Below are 20571 nucleotides of genomic sequence, written 5' to 3' on the forward strand. Positions count from 1 at the left end.
CCAATCATGACCTACTACCAGGCCGAAGATTTGGAGACACGCCCTAGTCCGCCCCGATGCGCTGGCCACGGAGGCGGAGCAAACTTCGGCCACCGCCGCGTTCGTCAAGAACACCCTGTACCAGATGCGGAGCACACCGACCCTGGTCGTCATCCACGCGCAGAACACCCGTGGCCGCTGGCCGTGGCTGAAGAACGGCAACCTGATCGCCGACCGCGTCCAGGTCGGGGCTGTGTCTCCTCAACGCATCGCCAGTTACGGCAAGCAGTTGCGCATCGTGCGTGTGGCAACCGGTGAGCGGGACGAGACACCGGAGTGGTGGGCTCCCAAGTCCAACGGTGCCGGTATCGCGAAAGGACTCTGGCGACCTCAACCAGCAGTTGAGGACAACCGCATCTTCTACAGCACCACCGACAAGGCCAGCACTCACACCGTCAGCGTAGAGATCACCAAACTCACCCCTCGCGTTCCTGTTAAGGACAACACTAAGCCCGACATCAAACCTGGCAAGAACGCATGGAATCCAGACCTCTTGGAATTCTCAGTCGCAGGCCTGCAAGAAGGTGATCAAGCCGAGGCTTGGGCAATGTTCCTCCATCAGCAGCGGTTCTCCGAAGACTACCGAGACGGACTGGCACTCCCCCTCATCTTGCATCTTGCTGAATTGACCACACAGTACGCGCTGCCACACGGCGAAGAAACAGCGACTTCCGCAGGCGAAGAGGAGACACCGGAAGACGATAACAGCGAAGAGACGCCCTGACCGTCCGGTCATATAAAGAACCAGAGCAGTCCCTCCCTCTTCCGTTCAGCACCCCGATCTCAGCACAGCGAAGAACGGAAGAGGGAGACATGCGCTGTGGGCGGAGCTCAGGCTGTCGGGCTCGTGAGCTCGCGGACGCGGTCGCCGTAGAAGCCCTGCTTGTCCGCGTCTATGACTCGCTCAAAGTACTCCCGGGCGCGTCGCCGATCACCGACCATGAAGTAGTACTTCCCGAGCTCGAAGAGGCTAAACAGGTCGAAGGCGTCGAGCGCCAGGGCCTGGTTGTAGAAGCTGAGAGCAAGGCGATCGTTCCCGTTGAGGGCGTGCGCCCACCCCAGCTTGGAGTAGACGACGACGGCATCCGGCCGCTCCGCTCGAACGGTCTCGAGCAACTGGATCGCGCGCCCGTAATCGCCATCAAGTCCCGCCGCGACGGCGAGCCGGAACCGCGAGTACGGCCGGTCGACGGCGTCCACAAGGCGCTCGTAGATCGCCACCGCGTCGCCGTACCGCTGGAGGCTGGTGTACAGCTGACCGAGTCGCTCGAGCACGTCGCGTCGCTGATGACCCTCGACCGGGTAGCCACGATCGAAGGCAGCGAGCAGCTGCTCGTACGCTTCGGCCGCTTTGCGGTCGTACCCCAGTCGCGTACAGATGCCGCCGAGCATCCGCAGGTACTGAGGATGGCCGTCGCTCCGATCGACAGCGGCCTCCGCCGCCTCCAGGGCACCTTGAGCGTCGCCCTCGGCGAGCCGCTGCTTGGCCAGTTCGAGGTAGTAGAGCGGACTCGACGAGGGCGGCCGGAAGCCGAGCTGGCTGGGCTCCGAGCGAGCCGGCATGGCTGCCGTCGCCGTCTCAGCGCGCAACCGGTCAAGGCATGCCTGCACGGCGGCGCGCACCGACCCGCAGTTCTGAAAACGGTTCTCGGGCCGCCACGCCATCGCGCGAAGGATCACGTCCTCGAGATCGGCGGGCACATCGCGGTTGACCTCACGAGGCTTGGCGATCTGCACGCCGGTCAGCAGCTGATGCGGGCTTGAGTAGGGCAACCGTCCCGTAGCCATCTCGTAGAGGAGAACGCCGATCGAGTAGATGTCGCTGACGTCCCGGGCGCGCTTCCCCTCGAGCGCCACCTCCGGGGCCATGTACGCCTCCGTGCCGTGGCGCTTGGTCCAGACCCACACATCCTCGAGCCGGCGGCTCGACCCGAAGTCGGTGATCTTCGCTGCCCCGGACGCCTTGTCGACGAGGATGTTCTGCGGCTTCAGGTCGTTGTGCGAGATGTTCGCGGCGTGGACGGCAGCAAGACCGTCGAGGATCTGTATCGTCCACTCCAGCATCTGTTCGAAGGTGAACGGCGCCCGCGTACTGACGCTGTCGAGGACCTTCGCCAGGTCGTAGCCATCGACGAACTCCATCTCGATCACGAAGAGCTCGCTGATGTTGTGGAAGCCGTGGACGCGAACGATGTTCGGGTGATGGATGTCCCTGATGATGTCTGACTCCTTGCGAAGCACCTCCTCGCCCTTCTCCTGGTCTTTCGGAATCTTGATCGCGACCGTGGCACCATCCTTTAGTCTCCGCGCCTGCCACACCTCGCCGAAGCTCCCTTTGCCGAGCTCGGCTAGCAAGCGAAACCGATCGCCCAGCTCCTCGCCGGGTTTGCCGCGGAACACGATCAGCGCCATGACTACGCCCTCCCCAAGGCGAGCCGCTCATTGCGCTCGTCGCGCAGGAACTCGCCGAACACGAGACGTTCGGAATCGGGAGCGGGGCGCATCACGCACTTGATGATCATCAACGGTGTCCGTGCCGGACCCACGTCACTGCCACGGCGCCTGAACCCTTCGCGGTAAGTTGCGATGATGGCGTCCATGCTGCGTGGAGCCGAGCCGCTGCGCACCCAGTAGATCAGGACACACAGCTTCAAGCTCGGGGACGCGGTCGACGCGATCGCGAGGTTCTCGACCTTGCCCCGCAGCTTCCCCTCGTCACCGCGCTCGAACCTCTCGAATTCGAACGCGAGCGAGGCTTCGCCCGAGTGCTTCTCGAACCACACGGAGTCCGCGCGCACGTCCCCGAGGCCGTTGTCGCGGGCCCACCAGATCGGGCACTCCGCCACCGCGGAGTAGCCCTGCGACTGCCCCGCGGTGGCCAGGACCGTGAGGAAGTGCGAGTGCACCGTGAGCCCGATGTCCGGGATCCCCGACAGCAGCATCGGGAAGTGCTCGACCATTAGTTCGCGGTTGGTGAGCCCGTCGAACACCAGGTCCGCCGGTGATGTCGAGCGGTCACCCATCATCCTCCCGACCTCCCCCAGCGCTCGCACACGCGCGGTGACTCACCGCCGTGGACGAGCGCCTTGGTGCCGACCTTCACGACGAGCGGCGCGATGATCGCCCGTCCGCAGATCAGCGCCTCACCGGTCGACAGCGTCGGGAGCTCCGCCAGGTCCGCTGCAGAGAAGTAGTCGGAGGTCTTCTGGATGAACCGCTGGTCGTCCGGGTTCTTGATGCGCATCGCGACGATGGTGTTGCACTGACTCGTCACGTCGGAGTCGAGCTTGCTCGGGCGCTGGCTGACGATGGCGAAGCCCACGCCGAACTTCCGGCCCTCGGCCGCGATGCGCTTGATGATGTTCTTCGAGATCGCAGCCTCGCCGGCGGGCGCGAAGTTGTGCCCCTCCTCGTAGACAATGAACACCGGTCGGGTCGGGCGCTGCTTGTCGGCCGCTGCCTTCATCAGCTCGCTCGAGATGAGCGCGACGATGGCCTGCCGCGCCGTGTTCGAAAGCCCTTGGAGGTCGATGATGCAGAGCCGTCCTGCCTCGGCATTGTCGTCGCCGACCATCTCGTAGACGTCGAACGGCTCACCGGCCGCGCGCGAGTAGAAGCTCTGGGCCTCGTTGATCATGCGCCGAAGGCGGATGGCGGCGATGTTGGCGCTTCCTCCGCGGAGCGCGTTGGCCTCGCCCTGGCTGCCGGACTCCGTCACCCACTCCTTCAAGCGGTCGAGATCATCGAGGACCGCGAAGAGCTCCTGGATGTCGCGAGGTTCGTCGATGTTCTCCTTCCAGTAGCGGAGCGCGACGTCGAGCACGCGCTGCTGCGGCTCCGTCAGTCCAGGGAGCACACCGGAGAACTCGTCCACGTCGAAGTGGTCGAGCTGAAGAGCGAGGCGCATGTTCTTCCCCGCGTACTTCTCGTCGAAGCTCCGCAGCTGCGGCGTGTAGACCTTGATGCCACCCCCGCGGTCCTGCAGCTGCTGGAGGGCATCTTGGATCTCCGCGAGCTTCTGCCGGTCCCGAGGATCCTCGACCTTGTCGAGCCGGTCGTTGAAGTTGAGCTTGCCGGCTCGGAAGGCCTTGCCGTACTCGCCGTGCGGGTCGAAGACCACGACCGACGCGTTGAGCTGCGAGACCAGCCGCTCGACGACGCGCCCGACGGTGTAGCTCTTCCCCGAGCCGGTCATCGCAAGCACGGCGAGGTGCTCGGTCACCAAGGTGTTCGCGTCGAGGAAGACCGGGACGATGTTCTCGCCCTTCTCGTAGCCGACGAGGTTGCCGAGATGGATGCTGGTGTCCTCGGAAAACTCGTAGAAGCTCGTGAGGAACGCGTAGTCCACTCCGTAGACCTTCGCCCCCGGCGTCAGGGGACGTCGGGGTATCCGGATCTCGCCGGTGAACGGATCCTTGTAGCCGACCAGCTCGAGCGTCGCGTACACGGTCTCGCCCGAGAGCCGCGACTGCGGCAGCAGCTCGACTTCACTGATCCCTTCGCCGAGCGCTGGGCTGAACAGAATGTTCGACCGCGAGAGCCCCACGATGCGGCCCAGCACGTCGAGCTGCGATTCCGACTCGCGCTCCTGGTGCGCGACCCGCACGAACTCCCCACGCCGCGCCGAGAAGCTCGTACGCAGCGCGATCGTCAGCTTGTTGGGCTCCCCGGTGTTGCCGACCAGCTTGCCAATGTAGTTGTCGTCGTCTCGGAACATGCTCACTCCTCATCCATGGTGTCGACGCCCTCGAGCCAGGCTCGATCAACGGCACGGTCCTTGAGCATGCCCAGGGTCGAACGAAGGTAGTTGGACAGGACTTCGCGCGGCATCATCACGAGCTGTTCGGCGTACCAGAGCGGCAGCGGCTTCATCCGAAGGTTGTCGTTCAGCGTCAGGAAGGCGGTGATGCTGGCCAGCCTGTCGAGGGCCTCGGAGTCCCACTGCCCCGGAGCACCGACGGTCTCGATCTTCCAGATCGACGTTCGGAGGCCGACCTGGATGTGGAAGCCGATGAGCCCGTGGTTCGCGACCGTCCGAGGCTCGAAGCGCTTCATCTGGCGCCCCAGCGCTTCGTAGTAGTAGGCGGCCGTCCGATGCCCTGCGCGCAGGGCACCACGGAGGAAGCGGAGAACACCGACTCGCCGCAGCTGCACCCACTCGCTTTGCACGAGGTCCAGCGCTTCGCTGCCGATCGCCTCGGGGGAACCCGCCAGTCCCTTCTCACGGAGCGCGTTCAAGACGGCGGCGTTGAGGTCGCGGCGCGACTGAAGCGAGACGAGGAACGGACCCTTCGGGTCGTTCGGGTAGATGGATGGCAGGAACCGCTGCCAGAACGCCTCCATCACCTCGATCAGCTCGCGCCACTCCTCCTCGACGTCGGGCTCGGCAAGGCTGAGACTCTGCTCGGCACGCGGGACAAGGAGCGGGATGTCAACGAAGATGACATCCGGTTTCGTATCCGAATCCAGCAGGTCCGTCAGGAGCTGGTAGACGAGGATGTACTCCTTCCATACAAGTCGCTCGGACGCGTCCAGGAAGTTCATGTCGTTGATGTCGACGCGGCTGTCCTGGAAGCCCTCCGTCACCTGGTTGTCAGCCACGACGATGTCGTGGCGGAGCGCAGCGGCTCCATAGAGAATGCCGCCCAGGGCGGGCATGCTCCGGCTCTTGGAGGAAACTCCGACGGCGTAGATGCGATCGAACCGGCGCGACTCGACGCTGCGGATGATGCCGCCACGCACGAAGAGCGGGGCCTTCGAGTCGATGTACCGCATCTTGTTGGCAATCTTCCCGACGGTGCCGGGAAGCCGCAGGCTCATTGCTGCGGCGAGTGCGCGAGCCAGCTCGATGCTCTTCATGTCGTCGTCTCCTCTGAGGCGAGCAGGGCCCCAAGTTCACGCAGGTACGGGTGCATCCCGCGCTGCTCGAGGAACCGGACGAGAGCCCCGCGATCGCTCGGTGCCGACGCGTCAAAGGCCGCGAGCCCCTGACGCGTGAGCTCCTCGAGAGCTCGACCGACGTCGTTGGCGCTCAGGTCCACGCCAAGGAGCGCCCCGGCTCGAGATCGCAGGAGCTCCGCTGTCTGTGGGCCGCTGGCCGCAAGGAGCAGCGCAACGGGGACGAGCACCCCTTCGCCGACTGCCTCGGCCTTCGGCGGGCTCGACGGCTGCCGCGCGATCTCCCTAGCCTCCGCCGTGACCGACGGAGTCCACGACAAGAGGTGCCCAAGCAGGCTCTGGCGATGCGCCTCGTTGGTCAGCGCCGTGTAGGTAAGCAGCTGGAGCGCGGAGAAGAACACCGGACCCGCGGTGTTGGTCGCCTGGTACCGGAGGAGCACGGGCTTGTTCTGGGCATCCACAGCGAGCACGCCTGCGCCGAGCGCCGTGTCGAAGAAGTGGTCCGACCGGACCTTCACCCCTCCGCCGAGGACCTCCTCGAGCGCACCGTCCGTGATGCGAGCAGCCGAATCCGCGGCGCGGCGTCGGACCCCCAGCTGGACCGGCGCCTCGAAGTAGCGGCCGAGGTCCAGATCCGTGAACGGCGGCACGACGATGACGGCAACCCGCGTCCGCGCGAGCGCGGACGACAGCTTGCGCATGTCCACGAGGCGCTCGGCACCCAGCAGCCCACCGACGACGACGAGCGGAGGCCCCGACGGATCAGCCAGGAGCCGATCCATGGGAACGCTCTCGACCTCTGCCGTCTGCGAGAGGACGCCGACCTCGAACAGGTCAGCCTGTGCTTCGACGATGCGCGCTTTCATCGGAGCTCCAGCTTCGAGCGGATGAGCTTCATCTCCTTGAGCTCGCGAATCGCGTCGGCGTGGTCCGGATGCTGGTCTTCGTCGTAGGAGCCGGCCTCCAGGTCGCCGGAGATGTCGACCCATAGACCGAAGTGGACGTCCTTGCCAGCGCCCTCAAAGAAGCCTGCGCCCTCATGGGAGACCTGGCTGTTGAACGCCTCGTAGCTCGCCTTCGTGGTCCCGAAGGTCGCAGCCGGCGTCGGCTCCGCCTTGGCCGGCTTCCCGTTCGACTTCAGGACCCGGTTGAGCGCGCGCAGGTCCTTCTGCCGGATCACCGGCCGGAGTCCCGTCTTGAGCTCGTCGAGCTTCTCTGTGACCTGCTGCGGCAGCCCCTGGACCGCTTGCGCGGTCGCGACGACCTCGGTCTCCAGGCTCCTCAAGAGCTCGGCCTCCGCCACTTGATCGATCAGCGATTGCACCTGCTGCTTCAGGCCTCCCTCCACGAGGCCGCGGAACTTCTGGACCTCGAGCTTGAGCGGGTTGAGCGAGTCCTGCACCGGTTGCGGAGCGTCGGCCGTGAAGTCGCCCAGCGACTGCCACGCGGAGGCGGCGGCCTTATAGTCCTTGACCGCCTTCGCCCACTGCTCATGGAGCTTCTTGAACCGCGCGAAGAAGCTACCGAGCCGATCCTTGCTGATCAGGTCCTTCAGCGCGTCCATGCGCTTCCACGCGTGTTCGTACTGCGAGTTGACCAGGTACTGGTCGATCATCAGCGTGTACGACGCGACCGGGATCGTCGCCATCCGCGTCTGCGTGCCTGCCGCGGCGGGCCTTTTCACCGCGTTCTCGAGCTCGGACTTGATGGCCTTGAGCGGCAACGTGACCGGGGCGATGGGGAACGGGTGGCCCTCGGCCTCATCGAGCGTCGTCGCCTCGTTTAGCAGATGGTTGATCTCCTCGATCATCTCGTCCCGAGTCTCCAGGAATGTCTTCTTCAGCCACGCCAGGAAGGCGACGCGCTCCCACAGCGAGAGCGTCGAATACCGGGTCTCGTAGGACAGGATTCGCGCCGGCGAGCAGTCGAAGTGGAGCGTCGTCTCGCCTATCTCAAGCGGGCACACACCGAGGATGTGCTCCTCGATGTCGAGGACCTGAGCGACGACCGTCTTGAGCGATCCCTCGGTCAGGCTGTCGATGTCGGCGGTCAGGTGGTCCGAGCTCACCTGCTGGATCTGCTCTTCCGCCGTCACCAGCCGCTGCTTGGCCGTGGGGTAGTTGTTGCTCAGCAGAATGTTGGCTTGCGTGGGGAACAGGTCGGTGAGCGTCTTGACCGAGTCCTTGCACTCCCCCTCGAGCCAGGTCGACGCCGACTGGCGGCGGCTCTCGAGCATCGTCCGGTCGACGGCCTTGTAGAGGTCGTTCTTCTTGCGGACGAGCCCGATGCCGATGAGCACCTCGAGGATCTGCTCGAGCTGCTGCGGTGCCTTCATCTCGCTGTCGGGCACCGCGAAAAAGAAGCTGTTGGCGAGCTTGCTCACCGCCGACTGCGTCTTGAGCTCTTGGAGGAGCGCGAAGAAGCACCGGGGTACCTTCGGAAGCAGGCTGCCGTCGGTCGTCAGCACGCCGAGGAGGTCGCCGTACTTCCACGCGGCGGGTGCATCGATGTTTCTCTTCGCCACCTGCCGGCAGTTTTCGAACTCCACGTTGTTCAGGGGTCCGCCGGCCGTGTCGACGGCTGCATCGAGCGAGCAGTCGTTCGCCAACATGTAGCGGTAGCCCTTCGCGAAATCGGCCGTGTTGTTGCCGGTCTTGCGGCTCCAGATGGGAGCGAGGAGGTAGCCGGTCCTGCGGAGGTTGTTCGCCCACTCCCGGCTCTTCGCTTGCCACTCGTCGCGGTAGGAACCCTCGAGCCCCTTCGCGACTTTGCTCAGGCGTGCCTCGTGGGCGTTGTAGGCGGAGCCCCGGCCCGAGTACTTGAGAAGGAACTCCTCCTCCTGCGACACGAGGCGCCGCGTCAGTACGCAGCGGCGAAGGGCCGGCGACGCATCGAGCTGCTGCTCGAACGAGGCCACGTCCGCGCCTGCCGGGAACAGGACGAGGATCGGGTGGACCCGCTCGAGGCCGATGTAGGCGCGTAGCTTGTCGAGGGTCTCCTGCGCGTCCAGGCAGTACACGACCGTGCACCGACCATCCGGCGTGACCCGAAGCCCGTCGAGCGACGGCGAACCGAACGCGGAGGTGAGCGCCTTGTGCGGAACGTCCTTGAGCCCCGAGATCTGCTTGGTATCCTCATCCTTGAGGTGGTCGTCGAGGAGCTTCGCGAGGCCGAGGCAGATCGCCGTCCCGCGCTTCGCCTTCGTCTGGCTGACGCCGCTGACGTACTCGTCGAGCGAAGCCTCGTACTTGCCGTCCCTGAAGAAGCGAACGCTCTCAGCCGCCGAGATCAGGAGCTTGTTGAACTCGCGCCAGAGCCGGAACGACATCCCGATGAAGCGGGTCCCGTCGACCCGGTACTCCGGCTTCGAGAAGATGCGGTGGAGCGACTCGGCCGCGAACTCGATGCCCTCTCGCGGGTAGAGCGCCGCCAGCTGCTCGCCCCATTGCTCGAGGTCGGCGTAGACGACGAAGTCACCAGCGGCGCCCGGGGCTCCCCCGACCGCAACGGAGAACGCGCGCAAGGCCTCGAGCAGTCCGACGACGGACACCTCGCAGTTCGGGGTGAAGTACGTGTCCGTCTTCCCTTCCTTCGCCTTGAAGCCGAACTCGGGACGGGTCAGCTCGTTCGCGAGCGCGCGCTCGTCGATGTGAACCTGAAAGAGCTCCGCGAAGGCGTGTCCGCGGCCCGCGACCTCGTGGGCGAGCAGCGCATCGGCCATCTCCTCGGTCAACGCCGCCTTCGCCGCCCCGCCGACCGGAGCCGGCAGCTGGCCGTACACGAGCCGCTCCAGCTCCTGCTTGGGAACCCCGATCACCTTGCCGAGCAGGGGCAGGACGGCGTCGTCGTTGAAGATATGCTTGGCACGGGCATCCGTTTTGGCGAAGTCCTTCAGGAGCTCCCACGCGCTCGAGTCGTCGCCGCGCTCCATGTGCCGGGCGTACGTCTCGTGGATGGACGCCATGATCACGTTCAGCCAGCCGAAGTTCCGGTTGGCCGAAAGGAATGCGCCCTCGAGCGTCCCCACCGGGTAGTCGACGGCGTGCGGGTCGACCAGGCTGTCCTTGATATGGTCAACGTAGCTCTGCACGTCGGTCAGTTGGTTCGGCTCGATCGTGACCGAGCTCGCTCGGCGCAGGTTCGGACCGATATGGATCTGGTCGCGCATGCCCGCGCTGCACAGCAGCAGAAAGTTCACGTCCGGATGCTGGTTCCGCCAGTTCTCGTGCTTGATGACCTCTGAGACCATCAAGAGATACTCGTCGTCGACCTTGGTCTGTGTGTCCTCGCGAAGTCCCCGCTTCAGGTCACCGGGCGTCTCGACCTCGTCGACGATGATCCAGAGGTGCTTCAGACCAGCATCATGCAAGACCTTCTTCGCATCGCGAAGCCGGTCCTCGACCGATCGCGTGTCGTCGTCGACGAGCGAGAGCGCCTTAAGGTTCACGCCCTTGGCCTGCATCGCAGCCTTGAGGTCCTCGTAGAGGTCCCGCGGCCCGCCAGCGGCAGGGTCGGCGTGCAACGTGTGCCGCAGGGCTTCGACCGCCAGGCGAGCAACCCACGTCGCAGCGTCGAGCTCGTCGTCGCACACGGTGCTGTAGCGGATGTAGAGCGGCAGGACCCCATCCTGCAGCGCCGGCTCGAGCACACGCGGCTTCTTGTCGGCCTGATGGAAGGGCGGGATGACGTACTCGTTCTTGTTGAGTAGCCACCGGTCAGCGCGACCCGTCGCTTCCGCAATGAGCTCGTAGCCAAGCCGCGTCTTGCCCAGACCCCAGTCGCCGAACGCGATGAAGAAGCCGGCGATGTCGTTCGCGGCACCGTCCCAGAAGGACCGGCGGAACTGGTGGAGTGCGTTGAACACCTGGTTCTGACCCACCATGGAGAAGGAAGGCGGATAGAGCGCGACTCCCTTGGCGGCCCACGGCTTGGTGATGGTCATCGGTCTTCTCCCTGCATCTCCTTGGAGGAACCCGCGGGGGTCTGCTCCGCAGTCTCGACGTTCATGGTCTTGTGGACGGGCGTGAACTCGATGCGGACGCGACGTGCGCCGGGCTCGCCGAACAGCCCTCGTCCCATGCGGGGCTGTCCTGGGTGGCGGTCGAGCAATCGCAGCTGCTCGTGGTACATCACCGTCCGGATGTAACTGTCGAGGACGACGGCTCGATCCTCGTCCGGCACCTGAAGAAGCTCGCCGAAGCGCTCGCCGAGCTGACTCACGATGAGAAAGCCCTCGGCGTCCGCGCAATCGCGAAGCGCCCGCGCGAACGCCTCGTCGTCGGTCAGCCGCACAGGCGCTGCTCCCTCGAATCCCAGCTCGACGAGGTTCTCCACCGCCAGCGCACCAGCGAGTCCACCGGCGTCCAGGCCCCAGGTCGAGGGACCACCATCGAAGGCTCGAATGTGGAAGACCACAGCCAGGGCCTTCTTGAGCGCGGTCGGGAGATCGTTCGTCGAAGGTGTTCCACCCTGGACGCCCTCCCACACGACCGCCGCGGTTTCGCCCAGAGCCGAAAGGTCAGCGCGCCAACATGGCCCGAGGGCGAGCTCGGCGTTGTCGCGCAGCAGCGTGTTGAAGCCGTCGCAGTTGCGCTGTGCGATCTCGAGGACATCGCCCTTGGGCGACGTGAGCGACAACGCGCCCGTGGGGATACCGCCCGGCGCCTCGACTCCCAGCCGCCAGCCCGCAAGGCAAAGCCCGATCACCAAGCGCGTGCGAGGGTCACGTCGAAGCAGCTGCTTCGCGAGGGCGCGAGCCCAGTCGACGTCAGCGTCCGCCTCGCGAAACGCCCTCCCCAACGCGACGCCTTCCGCAGTGACTCGGAGGCCCTTGTCGACCCGCTCGAAGAGGCTGATCCCGTTGATGCGGTAGCGGGCGCCGCTGCGCTCCATCCCGTACGTGTTGATGACGCCGTCGGTGCCCTTGCCGCGCGGCGCCCCGCCCTGGAACTCCATTGTGGGAGCGATGTCGAAGACCACGCGCTCGAGATCGACTCGTGAATAGACGCGGCCTGGCTCGGCACGGGCCGCCGCCTCCGGGTACTCCTGGATGCGAGCCGCCTCGCTCCATAGAAACAGCTTGGGGAGCGCGATGCGCACCAACGGCGTGTTCATGCCTGTCCTCCGTGGAGAGCCGCCAGGAACTGCGACAGGCGAACGCGGTAGGGCTTTTCGCCCCGGTTCTGCAGGTGTCCCGGATGAGCCTTGATCTTGGATTGGTAGTCGTCGGTCAGACGCAGCACGTCGCCGTCGCGCTCGAACACATCGAGCAGCTCGAGGTTCTTCAGCATCACGTGGACGGCGCTCGCCCAGAGCGAATCCTGGGTGCTGGCCCCCACCGGCCAGTAGCCGACCTGCTCGAGCATCGAGCGGACGTGGCGCCACAGAGGGCCCCGCCCGGCGCCGGCGAGCTCGAGATGCGCCACACCCCCACCGACGTGGATCAGCGCCGCCACATCGCCCGCCAGGCCGGCAAACAGGCGGTGAACCTCGAACTGAAGGAGCGCCGCCGCGACGGGGTGTTGGAAGAGTCGCTCTGCGGCGGCCTCACGACCGAGCGTGGCGGCAGGCTCCCACTCGCCGTGGCGACAGAGCGGTAGGCCAGCGACGACGTAGCTCCGGGCCATCACGTCGGTGCGCTCCATCTCGCCGATCAGCACCTGGCCGTCGTCGGCCACGAGCAGCTCCACGGTGCTGAGGAGCAACGGGCGCTTCCAGCTTCGACGGAGCTGCGTGCTGAGCGGCCCCTCCGACGACTTCGACGCCGCGTCGGCGCTCCAGGACTGCTGCTCCGAGAGGAACTCGGGCTCTCGAATCAGGTCCCCGATCACCTTCGGCGGAAGCTGAGCGAACAGGTCGAGTCGCTCCGAGGCCGCCACGTCGCGCGGCTCGCGAATGGGTACGCTCAGGTAGGCGTGCGTCTTCTGATCGCCGCCGTGAGGCTGCGTCAGGTGCCAACGTCCGAACCGCGCCCAGACGTGCCCCTCGAGCTCCGGAATCGGCTCCGGGGCGTGTCGCCGGAGGTGCTCGCCCATGAAGCGCACCGCGAGCCGGGTGGTGAATGCGGACGGGCCCGCGTCTCCGTCGATGAGGTGAAGGAAGAGCGGGGTGACCACGTGTGCCTCGGGACGACGCGCCAGCAGCGAGTCGAGCCAGTCGCTCAGGTGCGCCTCATGCAGCCCGAGGTCTTCCAGATCACCCGGCGTGAGCTCGCCGAGGGTGGCGAGATGCGCGAGCAGCCAGCGATTGCGGTCGAGGGGTGAGACATGCTTCGACGTCTTGGCCTTCGAGCCCTTCGGCGCGTCAGGCTTGTCGTGGATCGGCGGGGGATCGTCGCCCGGTCGGTAGAGGCGGAGGCGCGCCCAGTCGTCGTCGACGCGGAAGAGGAGGTCGTGCTCTGGCGTCGCGTTGTAGTGGACGCGACTGCGGAAGTTAGTCGTGTACTTCTCGATGTGGCACTGAACGGTGATCGGTTTGAAGAGCGGGTAGTTCGCTGCGAACCAGCTTGTAATCTCGTCCCGGGAGTGCTCCTCTCCATCGGCGAACGTCTCGGCGACGAAGCGCTCGAGCAGCTCGTTGCAGCTCTCGTCGTATATCTTGCCGGCCCTGGCCCGCTTCATCGCCCACGTGAGGACCTCACGCGCCGGCTCGTGGGTCTCCTCGGTAGGCAGGAGCGGTCGCAACAGCTCCCACGCGTCAGCGTAGACGGGGAAGTTGGTGCCGTTCGGCTGCCGGAGGATCATCAGGTTGCCCAGCCCCTCCGTGGCCGCGATGGTGGTCTTGAGGAGCGGGTTGCCGAGGAACCGCTTCTCGATCGCGAGCACAACGCGAGGCTTGGTCGTGGCTGCACTGCTCGGGTCCGCCCAGAACGCCACATCGTCGCCATCGGGCTTCCGGTCCGCGACGCCCTCCACGACACGAGCCTGGGCGTAGATGCCCGCGTGGTTGCCGGACATCCAGAGCAGGACGAGGTCGCCGACCTGGACGCGGTCCTTGTATCGGTTGGTCAGGAACTGCATCCGGTCGAGTTGCTGGAGCGCCTCGAGGATCCGGTAGAGCTTGGGATTGGCCTGGAAGATCCAGACCCGTGGTTCCTTCACGTCGGGCACGGCAACGACCTCGGCCGGGGGGGAATCATCGAGGGCGCCGTCGACGAGCTCGAACATCCCCTTGTCACCTCGAAGGAAACGGGCGTCCTGCGTCATGTCTCGGTGCAGCGAGAACCACGGCGTCTTGCGGTCGTCGCTCACCGCGAACTCGTCCGGATGGAGCTCCGCCAGCGCCACCCACACCTCGTCCCGGTAGTGGAAGGCCCGCCGCGGTTGGCCGCGCATCCAGTCGAATGCCAGGTCAACCTTGCGAGGCCTCATTCGGCACCTCCCTCGGACGCCCGCAGCGCGAGCTCCTCGACCATTCGCTTCTGCAGCTCCTTGCCGGGGCGGAACACGGTGCGCAGGCGCGCCGCCATCAGTGACGACTGGTAGTCGTCGTCGAGCACCAGGAGCTCGTCCTGGTGACGCAGGATTCGAAGCTCGAGGAGGTTCCGGAGCAGGTTGCCCATGAGCTCGTCGGAGACTCGGCCGTCGACGAGGCCGAAGGGTGCGTAGCCCTGCGCGCGAACGAGGTCGCCGAGCAGCTCGGCCACGCGGCCGACCCCGCGGGAGCCCACGAGCACCGAGACGTCGTGCAGGCCGCTAGACGCGGTCATGTAGAGCTCCACGGTGGGCATCGTCGACGCCTGCGAACGCCAGGCGCAGATCCCCAGGTTGATCACCGCGGCGTAGAACGGGTGCTTTACCACGGCATCGCGGAGATGTTCGACGAGCACTTCGTTCAGCGGCGTGTCCTCGTCGAACATGCGCTGGCCACGCGCATCGACGATCGGGGCGCCACTCAGCACGCCGAAGCGCTGCATGTTCCACGGCTGGGGAACAGAGGCGCTGCCAAGGCCGAAGCCGTCCTCTCGATTGAACGGCAGCGGGCGCAGCACCGCAGCGGTCTCGACGGCGACGGGCAACGCCACGCAGGCGGGGCCGAAGCGCCGCAGCACGAACTCGAAGAGCCCGTTGGGACGCGCGGAGTGTCCGAGTGCGTAGCTGTCCCATTCGGCGAACGGCCGCGAGCGCTCGGGAAGGTCGGCCATGCGAGCCTCAAGCTCCGCCGGCGCGAAATCGACCAGACGCTTGTCGCCCTCCAGGGGCTCAAGGAAGGCGTTGAGCTCCGCCAGCAGTGGCGCTAGGTCGCCTTTCGTCCACTCCTCGAGCTCCACGGTCATGCCCGCGCGGCCAGCATCGACCAGCCCCTGGACGAGGATGCTGAGCAGGTAGGCGCGGTACTCGGGCACCGCGAAGCACAGACGACGCCCGACCTGTTGCGCGTCGCACTCGAGGAGGTGCACGAAGGGTGGCGTCAGGTGCCAGGCCACCTGACGACCGTGCTCGTCGTGGACCGCATCGAGGGCGCCTGCGTTCTCGAATACCGAGACCCACGGCCCAGCGCCGAGGTCCGCGGCCTCGTAGGCCGACACCTCGCCCCACTGGGCAAGATGCTCGAAGAGCGCGACCGCGTCGCTCGGGTGGGCAGGGAGGCTCATGCCGTAGCCTCCATGACGAGTCCACAGGCCGCTCGCGCGCTCTCGGCCGCAGCCCACCGGCGGAAGTTCGTCGCCGCCTTACGGGAGCGCAGGACGATCCACTGCTCCGGCTTCTTCGGATCCTTCCCGACGCTCCAGTCCCAGCCCGACCATCCGTTGGCGGCGTACTGCTCACCGCCGGGAGCCAGCCTCCAGTCGGGCAGCCGGAGCGCCTCGAGATCGCCGATCATCTCGGACGGCGTCTGGTATCGGGCGGCGGGGTCGGGCGCGACCGCCTTGTTGATGATGCGCGCCAGGCTCTTGGGCACGTATGGCTGCATCCGCCCGAAGGAGATCACGCCTTTGCCGGACGCGGCCCGGACCAGCGCACGGTCGACCACCTTCTGCCTGTCGAAATCGTCGACGACGCCGCCCGACGCCTCTGCTAACTCGCGAAGCTCCTTCCTCGCCTCGCGGTCCAGGTAGGCGTCGTCGTTGTACGGCAGAGCGCCGTGCACCATCTCGAAGAGCATCAGACCCACCTGGTAGAGGTCCGAACGCACGTCGTAGCGGCTCGGCGTCGCCCATCCCTCGGCCGGCGCGTAGAGCGCGCTGTGGCGCGAGGCGGTCACACTCGCACTCGCATGAGCGAGTCGTGCGACCGAGCCGAAGTCGGTGATCTTCGGCCAGATGCGCCCGTGACGCTGCGAGATCAGCACGTTCGCCGGCTTGATGTCCCGATGAACGAGGAGCGCCCGGTGAAGCTGCGCGAGCCCGTGGAGGAGTCCAATCGCCGCGCAAACGGCCTCCATCATCGGGAGCGGGCCACCGCTCAGGCGCGAGAGGATGCTGCCGCCGCTGACATACTCCATGGCGACGAGGACGAAGTCGTCGCCGAGGCGCTGCGCGTCGTAGACCCGCACGAGGTTGCTCTCGTTGCCCTCGGTCCTGGTCGCCTCCACGAGCAGGCGCGGCTCCGCGAAGAGGTCGCCGCTCGGATCGGGGTAGAGGACCTTCAGGAACACCGGCAGGTCGAGGGGTACGTGATGCGCACGAAAGGCGTACGCATTCGCGCCCTCGGTGTTCTCCGCCTCGAGCCTGTACTTCCCGGTCGCAGCGATGAGCTGCTGGATGTCCTGAAGGGTCGTGCTCATTCGCCGAGCCCCCACCACGCGACGAGGACCGCGTCTCGCCAGGCCTTCGGCTTGAAATCCGCGCCGCCGTTCAAAACGTCCTCGGGAGAAGCAGACGCGATGGACGCGAAGCTCTTCTCCTGTGCGCGGAGAGATTGCGGCGCGACAAGGTCGACGGTCAGCTCGAGCTCAGCGCCCACCAGCTGGACGATCCCCTCTGCCTTGACGCGCGAGGCCGACGGCCCCCGGAACTGCGAGGAGCCGGCCTGCAGGACGCAGATTCGCTCTACTCCCTGCTCCGCCAGGAAGGTTGAGAGCAGCCTTCGAAGGCTCATCAGCACGTGCCCCTCACACGCGTCGGCGGGCAGCTTCTGCGACGTGGACGGGAGCGGCAGAACGCGGGGTTGAGCCCGGCTGCCATCGAGGAGCGCCCACTTGAAATCGGTCGAGCTGGGAGCGATGCCGAGAACCTTCATACGCCGTCCTCCGCCAGCTCCGGGATGTCGTCTGCGGCCGGCGCCTTGACTGTCCCCGAGAGAATCGCCTGCACGTCGAGGGTGCCCTCGATCAGCGCTTCGACGTCGGCCTTGGCCTCGTTGACCAGGTCGACGGCTAGCTCGTTGAGCACTTGATGCCGAACGATCCGCTCCCCGACGTAGGCCTGATCCTTGGCGCCGAACACCGGGATCAAAAACGCGCCGATGTCCTCGGGGTACACGCGCCGCTGTCGGATTCCGCGTGAGTACCGATCGTTCTGCATCTGCCCGAACACCGAGTTGAGATACAGAGCGAGGAAGCCGGGATGAAGATCCTCGCCGTGGCGAAGGATGGACACATCGCCACCGACAGCCATCGGAAGGAACTGCGGCAGCACGACAGCCGCTTCCCCTACGGGCGGGCCGACGGAGGTGTAGACGACGTCTCGCGCACCGAGCCGACCGCCGTGGCTGTCATGCACCGACTGTGTGATGCGCAAGCTCGGGTTGCGCCAGCGAATCTCCTGAGGGTCGATGTCCGAGGTGAGAATGCATGGGATGGGTGCGGCTTCATCTCGCTCGGGGGTGGAGGATCGAGTGATGTCGCTGCGAAGCAGCGAGCGGAGCGGCTTGACCGGAACCCCAAGGCCCGCCAGATGCGCTTCGAGTGCAAAGTAGCGAGGGAGGTAGAACTGGCCTGTCAGGCGACCGGTGAGGGCTCGGGCGTCGACGACGTTGGTGAGATCCGCACCCGGGCCGAACTTGGACGTTCGGAGAAGCTCGTCGAAGTGGCCGATGGCCTCCGCACGAAGGCTTCCGGAACGCGCCCGACAGAGCTCCGCCAACTCGACCTTCGCACCGATGTAGTCCTGGATACGACGATCAGGAACGGCCACCTTTGCGGCTCGTGTCTCTTCGATCCCGAGGTACTTGATCAGAGTTCCGATGCCCTGCCGCTTGAGCTGGAAGCTTCCGAAGCGAGAGAGGAAGAATGCCGCCAGGTAGCTTCCCCGCACCTTGTCGGCCCGCACCTTCACGCCAACGATGTGCTGCGTGATGTTGCATTCCTGGATGTGAGCGGGGATTTTGGACAGCGCTCCCAGGCGGCCGGCTTTCGCGAGGGCCAGATCTCCCGGCTCGAGTTTCGAGCGGTGGATGTCTTCGTGAACTTCGAGCGGGATCCGCGCGATATCCGTCTCATTCAGAAAGATGTTCCCGATGTTCTGCACTCGGAGGAGCGGCACACCGTTGGGAGTGTCATAGAGGGACGCGGGTAGCTTTGAGCCAAACGGGCCCGTGAAGAGCCGCCCCAATTTTCCGAGTACGACGAGCCTGTGACCGGAGCGATCGAGCTGGTCTTCGAGGTCGATGTACTCCTGACGATAGAACTCGGCGGCAAGTCGAGACGGACGAACCCGCGCGGATCCGACCCAAACAGCGGAGGGGTTCGCTGTCATCCCGCCCTTCCCGCGGTCGTCACGTACGTCGACGAGATCGAGACGAGGTCGTTCCCGCTAGGATCGGGAACCTCGGTCTTGCCCTTCTTCAGGTACCCAACGTGCTCCGCCACGGCCATGAAGATCGGGCCCTGCTTCTCGGCCGGATGCCGCTTCTTCTGCAGGTAAAGGAAACTGGTTTTGGCGCCGGTGCCAGCGATGGAGAACGTCTCGGTGGGCAAGCTCACGACGGCGCGCACGATCGCCTTACCGCCCAGGAACTCACCCGTCTCCTCATCCTGCGTCCCCATGAAGTACTCGCGGATGTAGGCGTCTCCCGAATTGCAGAGAATGCCGTCTGGCACGACAATCAAGAGCCGCCCGCCCGGCTTCAGGAGCTGAAGGTTCCGGTCGATGAACAGCGAGGCGGGGTCCGCCTTGGCGAGCTCCTTCCGCTTCCCCCGGTTTCCGGGCGCCCACGACCAGCCGAGCTCGAGTCCGCGCGCCTCGTCGCGCATGCGCGCCAGCCCGCGAGGATCGTCGTACTTGCCGGAGCCGAACGGCGGGTTGGTCAGGATGACGTCGAACTTCCCGATGAGCCGGTCGAGGTGCGGGTCCGTGAGCGAGTCGTCGACCTTCAGCAGCTGGCTGTGGTCCTCGCCGTACAACAGCATGTTAATGCGAGCCTTCTGGATCGAGCCCGCAGCCTGGTCGGCGCCGAAGAAGCTGTGACGCTTCATGTGGCCGAGCCACTGCAGCTTGTCGTCGTCGGAGTGGCCGACGTGGCGGTCGTCGAGCACGCGCCGCTTCACCTCGCGCAGCGCGCCGATGGGGAAGCGCCCAGTACCGCAACAGATGTCGCCGACGAGGAAGGCGGGGAGCGCGGCTTCCTCGGCGTTTTGGGGGTTCCAGCGCTCGCGTTGCCCGTCGTCGCCCCGTCGGGCCCAGAGGTCCGCGTCGGGGATGTCGTGGAAGACCATGCGGGCCATGCACTCCACGACCTGGCTAGGCGTCAGGTAGGTCGCGAGCCCTTCGTCGCTCGCGTACTTGCCGCGAAGGAACACGTCGAAGGCCCAGCCGAGCAGGTCCTCGTGGATGAGATGCGCCCGCATCTCGCGGGCCTTCTCGCCGTTGCCGAGGAGCTCGCGGTCGGGCACGGAGAGCCGGATGGGCTTGCCTTCACGATCGCGGAGCTCGAGGGCCTCAATGGCGAGGGCGAGGACCTCCGGGTTCTCGAGACGCAGCGGCTCGTCGTACGAGAAGATCGTGTGCGCCTCGCCGGTGATGTCGGTCGCCTTGTACTGCGAGAGGTTGTTGATCTCACGGAAGGCGTCCTTGAGCTGGATGACCGCGTCCTTCTTGTGCTCCCGCACGTGGTCGGCCGAGTAGATTTCGGCGAATCGCTTGCCCTTTGCGGCGCCGCTCGTGAGCACGTAGCCGGGCTCGTTCTCGAGGTGGACCTTGAGGAAGAGCAGCTTGCCAAGCTCGTCGATGGCGGCATTGGTGGGCTTGACGCCGCCGCGCGAGTAGATGGCCTCGTGCAGCTGATCGAACTTGCGCTGAATCGCCCGGAAGTCGCCACGGTGGTACTCGGCCGAGACCTCCTGCACGAGCCGGGTGCGGGACTCGGAGATCGGCCGGGCGACGGTCTTCCAATCGCCCCGGGCCGGCAGCGCCGAGACCTGCGCGTCCTTCTCGACGTCGAAGATGAAGTCGTTCTCGCCGTCCCATACCCAGACGAAGCGAAACGGCTTACCCGCGGCGGCGCCGAGGCCGGCCTTGAACTTCGCGTCGTCCTGCACGGCAGGCCGCGAGGCATCGCCGGGCTCGCCGCTGGCGAAGAGGATGACGGGCTCGTCCTCGTCGAGCGCGACGAGGTCGGCGGTCGCCGACATGGATCCGTCGCCGAGCGGATCGAAGAGCGCGAAGTCGTCCTTGATCTGCTGGTAGCCGAGCTGCGAGAGCTTCTCCCGCGCGCCATCGCGGAGCGCGTCTGTGGTGTTCTTCCTCTTGGCCAT

The 20571-nt window shown here is 66.0% G+C and carries 14 protein-coding genes; 1 reads left to right on the forward strand and 13 read right to left on the reverse strand.

The features are described from left to right. Window positions 1-61: 61 nt before the first annotated feature. Window positions 62-763: an RNAseH domain-containing protein gene (locus A6A25_RS31265; RefSeq protein WP_274534357.1), complete on the forward strand. Its 702-nt coding sequence runs from the start codon at window positions 62-64 to the stop codon at window positions 761-763. A 107-nt stretch (window positions 764-870) separates the two neighbouring features. On the opposite strand, the gene A6A25_RS31270 is transcribed toward A6A25_RS31265, so the two are convergent. The 13 genes from A6A25_RS31270 to A6A25_RS31330 are packed head-to-tail and all read right to left on the reverse strand — an operon-like array spanning window position 871 to window position 20571. Next, a complete protein-coding gene (locus A6A25_RS31270) occupies window positions 871-2451 on the reverse strand; it encodes a serine/threonine-protein kinase (protein ID WP_073896386.1) in 1581 nt (526 codons plus the stop codon). Window positions 2452-2453: 2 nt separating this feature from the next. Next, the gene (locus tag A6A25_RS31275) at window positions 2454-3065 is read right to left on the reverse strand and encodes a hypothetical protein (protein ID WP_143193527.1); all 612 of its coding nucleotides are present in this window, start codon (window positions 3063-3065) and stop codon (window positions 2454-2456) included. Beyond that, a complete protein-coding gene (locus A6A25_RS31280) occupies window positions 3062-4756 on the reverse strand; it encodes a helicase HerA-like domain-containing protein (RefSeq protein ID WP_073896389.1) in 1695 nt (564 codons plus the stop codon). The genes A6A25_RS31275 and A6A25_RS31280 overlap by 4 nt, the downstream gene beginning before the upstream one ends. 2 nt (window positions 4757-4758) lie before the next feature. Next, window positions 4759-5898, reverse strand: a complete 1140-nt coding sequence (locus A6A25_RS31285) for a hypothetical protein (RefSeq protein ID WP_073896391.1) — start codon at window positions 5896-5898, stop codon at window positions 4759-4761. Continuing rightward, window positions 5895-6803, reverse strand: a complete 909-nt coding sequence (locus tag A6A25_RS31290; protein WP_073896392.1) for a hypothetical protein — start codon at window positions 6801-6803, stop codon at window positions 5895-5897. The genes A6A25_RS31285 and A6A25_RS31290 overlap by 4 nt, the downstream gene beginning before the upstream one ends. Beyond that, the gene (locus tag A6A25_RS31295) at window positions 6800-10879 is read right to left on the reverse strand and encodes a hypothetical protein (RefSeq protein ID WP_073896394.1); all 4080 of its coding nucleotides are present in this window, start codon (window positions 10877-10879) and stop codon (window positions 6800-6802) included. The genes A6A25_RS31290 and A6A25_RS31295 overlap by 4 nt, the downstream gene beginning before the upstream one ends. Continuing rightward, a complete protein-coding gene (locus A6A25_RS31300; RefSeq protein WP_073896395.1) occupies window positions 10876-12051 on the reverse strand; it encodes a hypothetical protein in 1176 nt (391 codons plus the stop codon). The genes A6A25_RS31295 and A6A25_RS31300 overlap by 4 nt, the downstream gene beginning before the upstream one ends. After that, window positions 12048-14306, reverse strand: a complete 2259-nt coding sequence (locus A6A25_RS31305) for an EVE domain-containing protein (RefSeq protein ID WP_073896397.1) — start codon at window positions 14304-14306, stop codon at window positions 12048-12050. Before A6A25_RS31305 ends, A6A25_RS31300 begins: the two co-directional genes overlap by 4 nt. Beyond that, entirely contained in the window at window positions 14303-15529 is a 1227-nt protein-coding gene (locus A6A25_RS31310) for a hypothetical protein (RefSeq protein ID WP_073896398.1), read from the reverse strand. The genes A6A25_RS31305 and A6A25_RS31310 overlap by 4 nt, the downstream gene beginning before the upstream one ends. Next, window positions 15526-16662 (reverse strand): serine/threonine-protein kinase, encoded by a 1137-nt coding sequence (locus A6A25_RS31315; protein ID WP_073896400.1) that lies wholly within the window; start codon window positions 16660-16662, stop codon window positions 15526-15528. Before A6A25_RS31315 ends, A6A25_RS31310 begins: the two co-directional genes overlap by 4 nt. Further along, entirely contained in the window at window positions 16659-17117 is a 459-nt protein-coding gene (locus tag A6A25_RS31320) for a hypothetical protein (RefSeq protein ID WP_073896401.1), read from the reverse strand. The genes A6A25_RS31315 and A6A25_RS31320 overlap by 4 nt, the downstream gene beginning before the upstream one ends. Then, complete coding sequence (locus A6A25_RS31325) at window positions 17114-18574, reverse strand: hypothetical protein (RefSeq protein WP_143193528.1); 1461 nt, start codon at window positions 18572-18574, stop codon at window positions 17114-17116. The genes A6A25_RS31320 and A6A25_RS31325 overlap by 4 nt, the downstream gene beginning before the upstream one ends. Further along, window positions 18571-20571: an HsdM family class I SAM-dependent methyltransferase gene (locus A6A25_RS31330; protein WP_073896404.1), complete on the reverse strand. Its 2001-nt coding sequence runs from the start codon at window positions 20569-20571 to the stop codon at window positions 18571-18573. The genes A6A25_RS31325 and A6A25_RS31330 overlap by 4 nt, the downstream gene beginning before the upstream one ends.

Origin of the sequence: Saccharothrix sp. CB00851 (assembly GCF_001905065.1) — a bacterium.
In the GTDB taxonomy this organism is placed as follows: Bacteria; Actinomycetota; Actinomycetes; order Mycobacteriales; family Pseudonocardiaceae; genus Actinosynnema.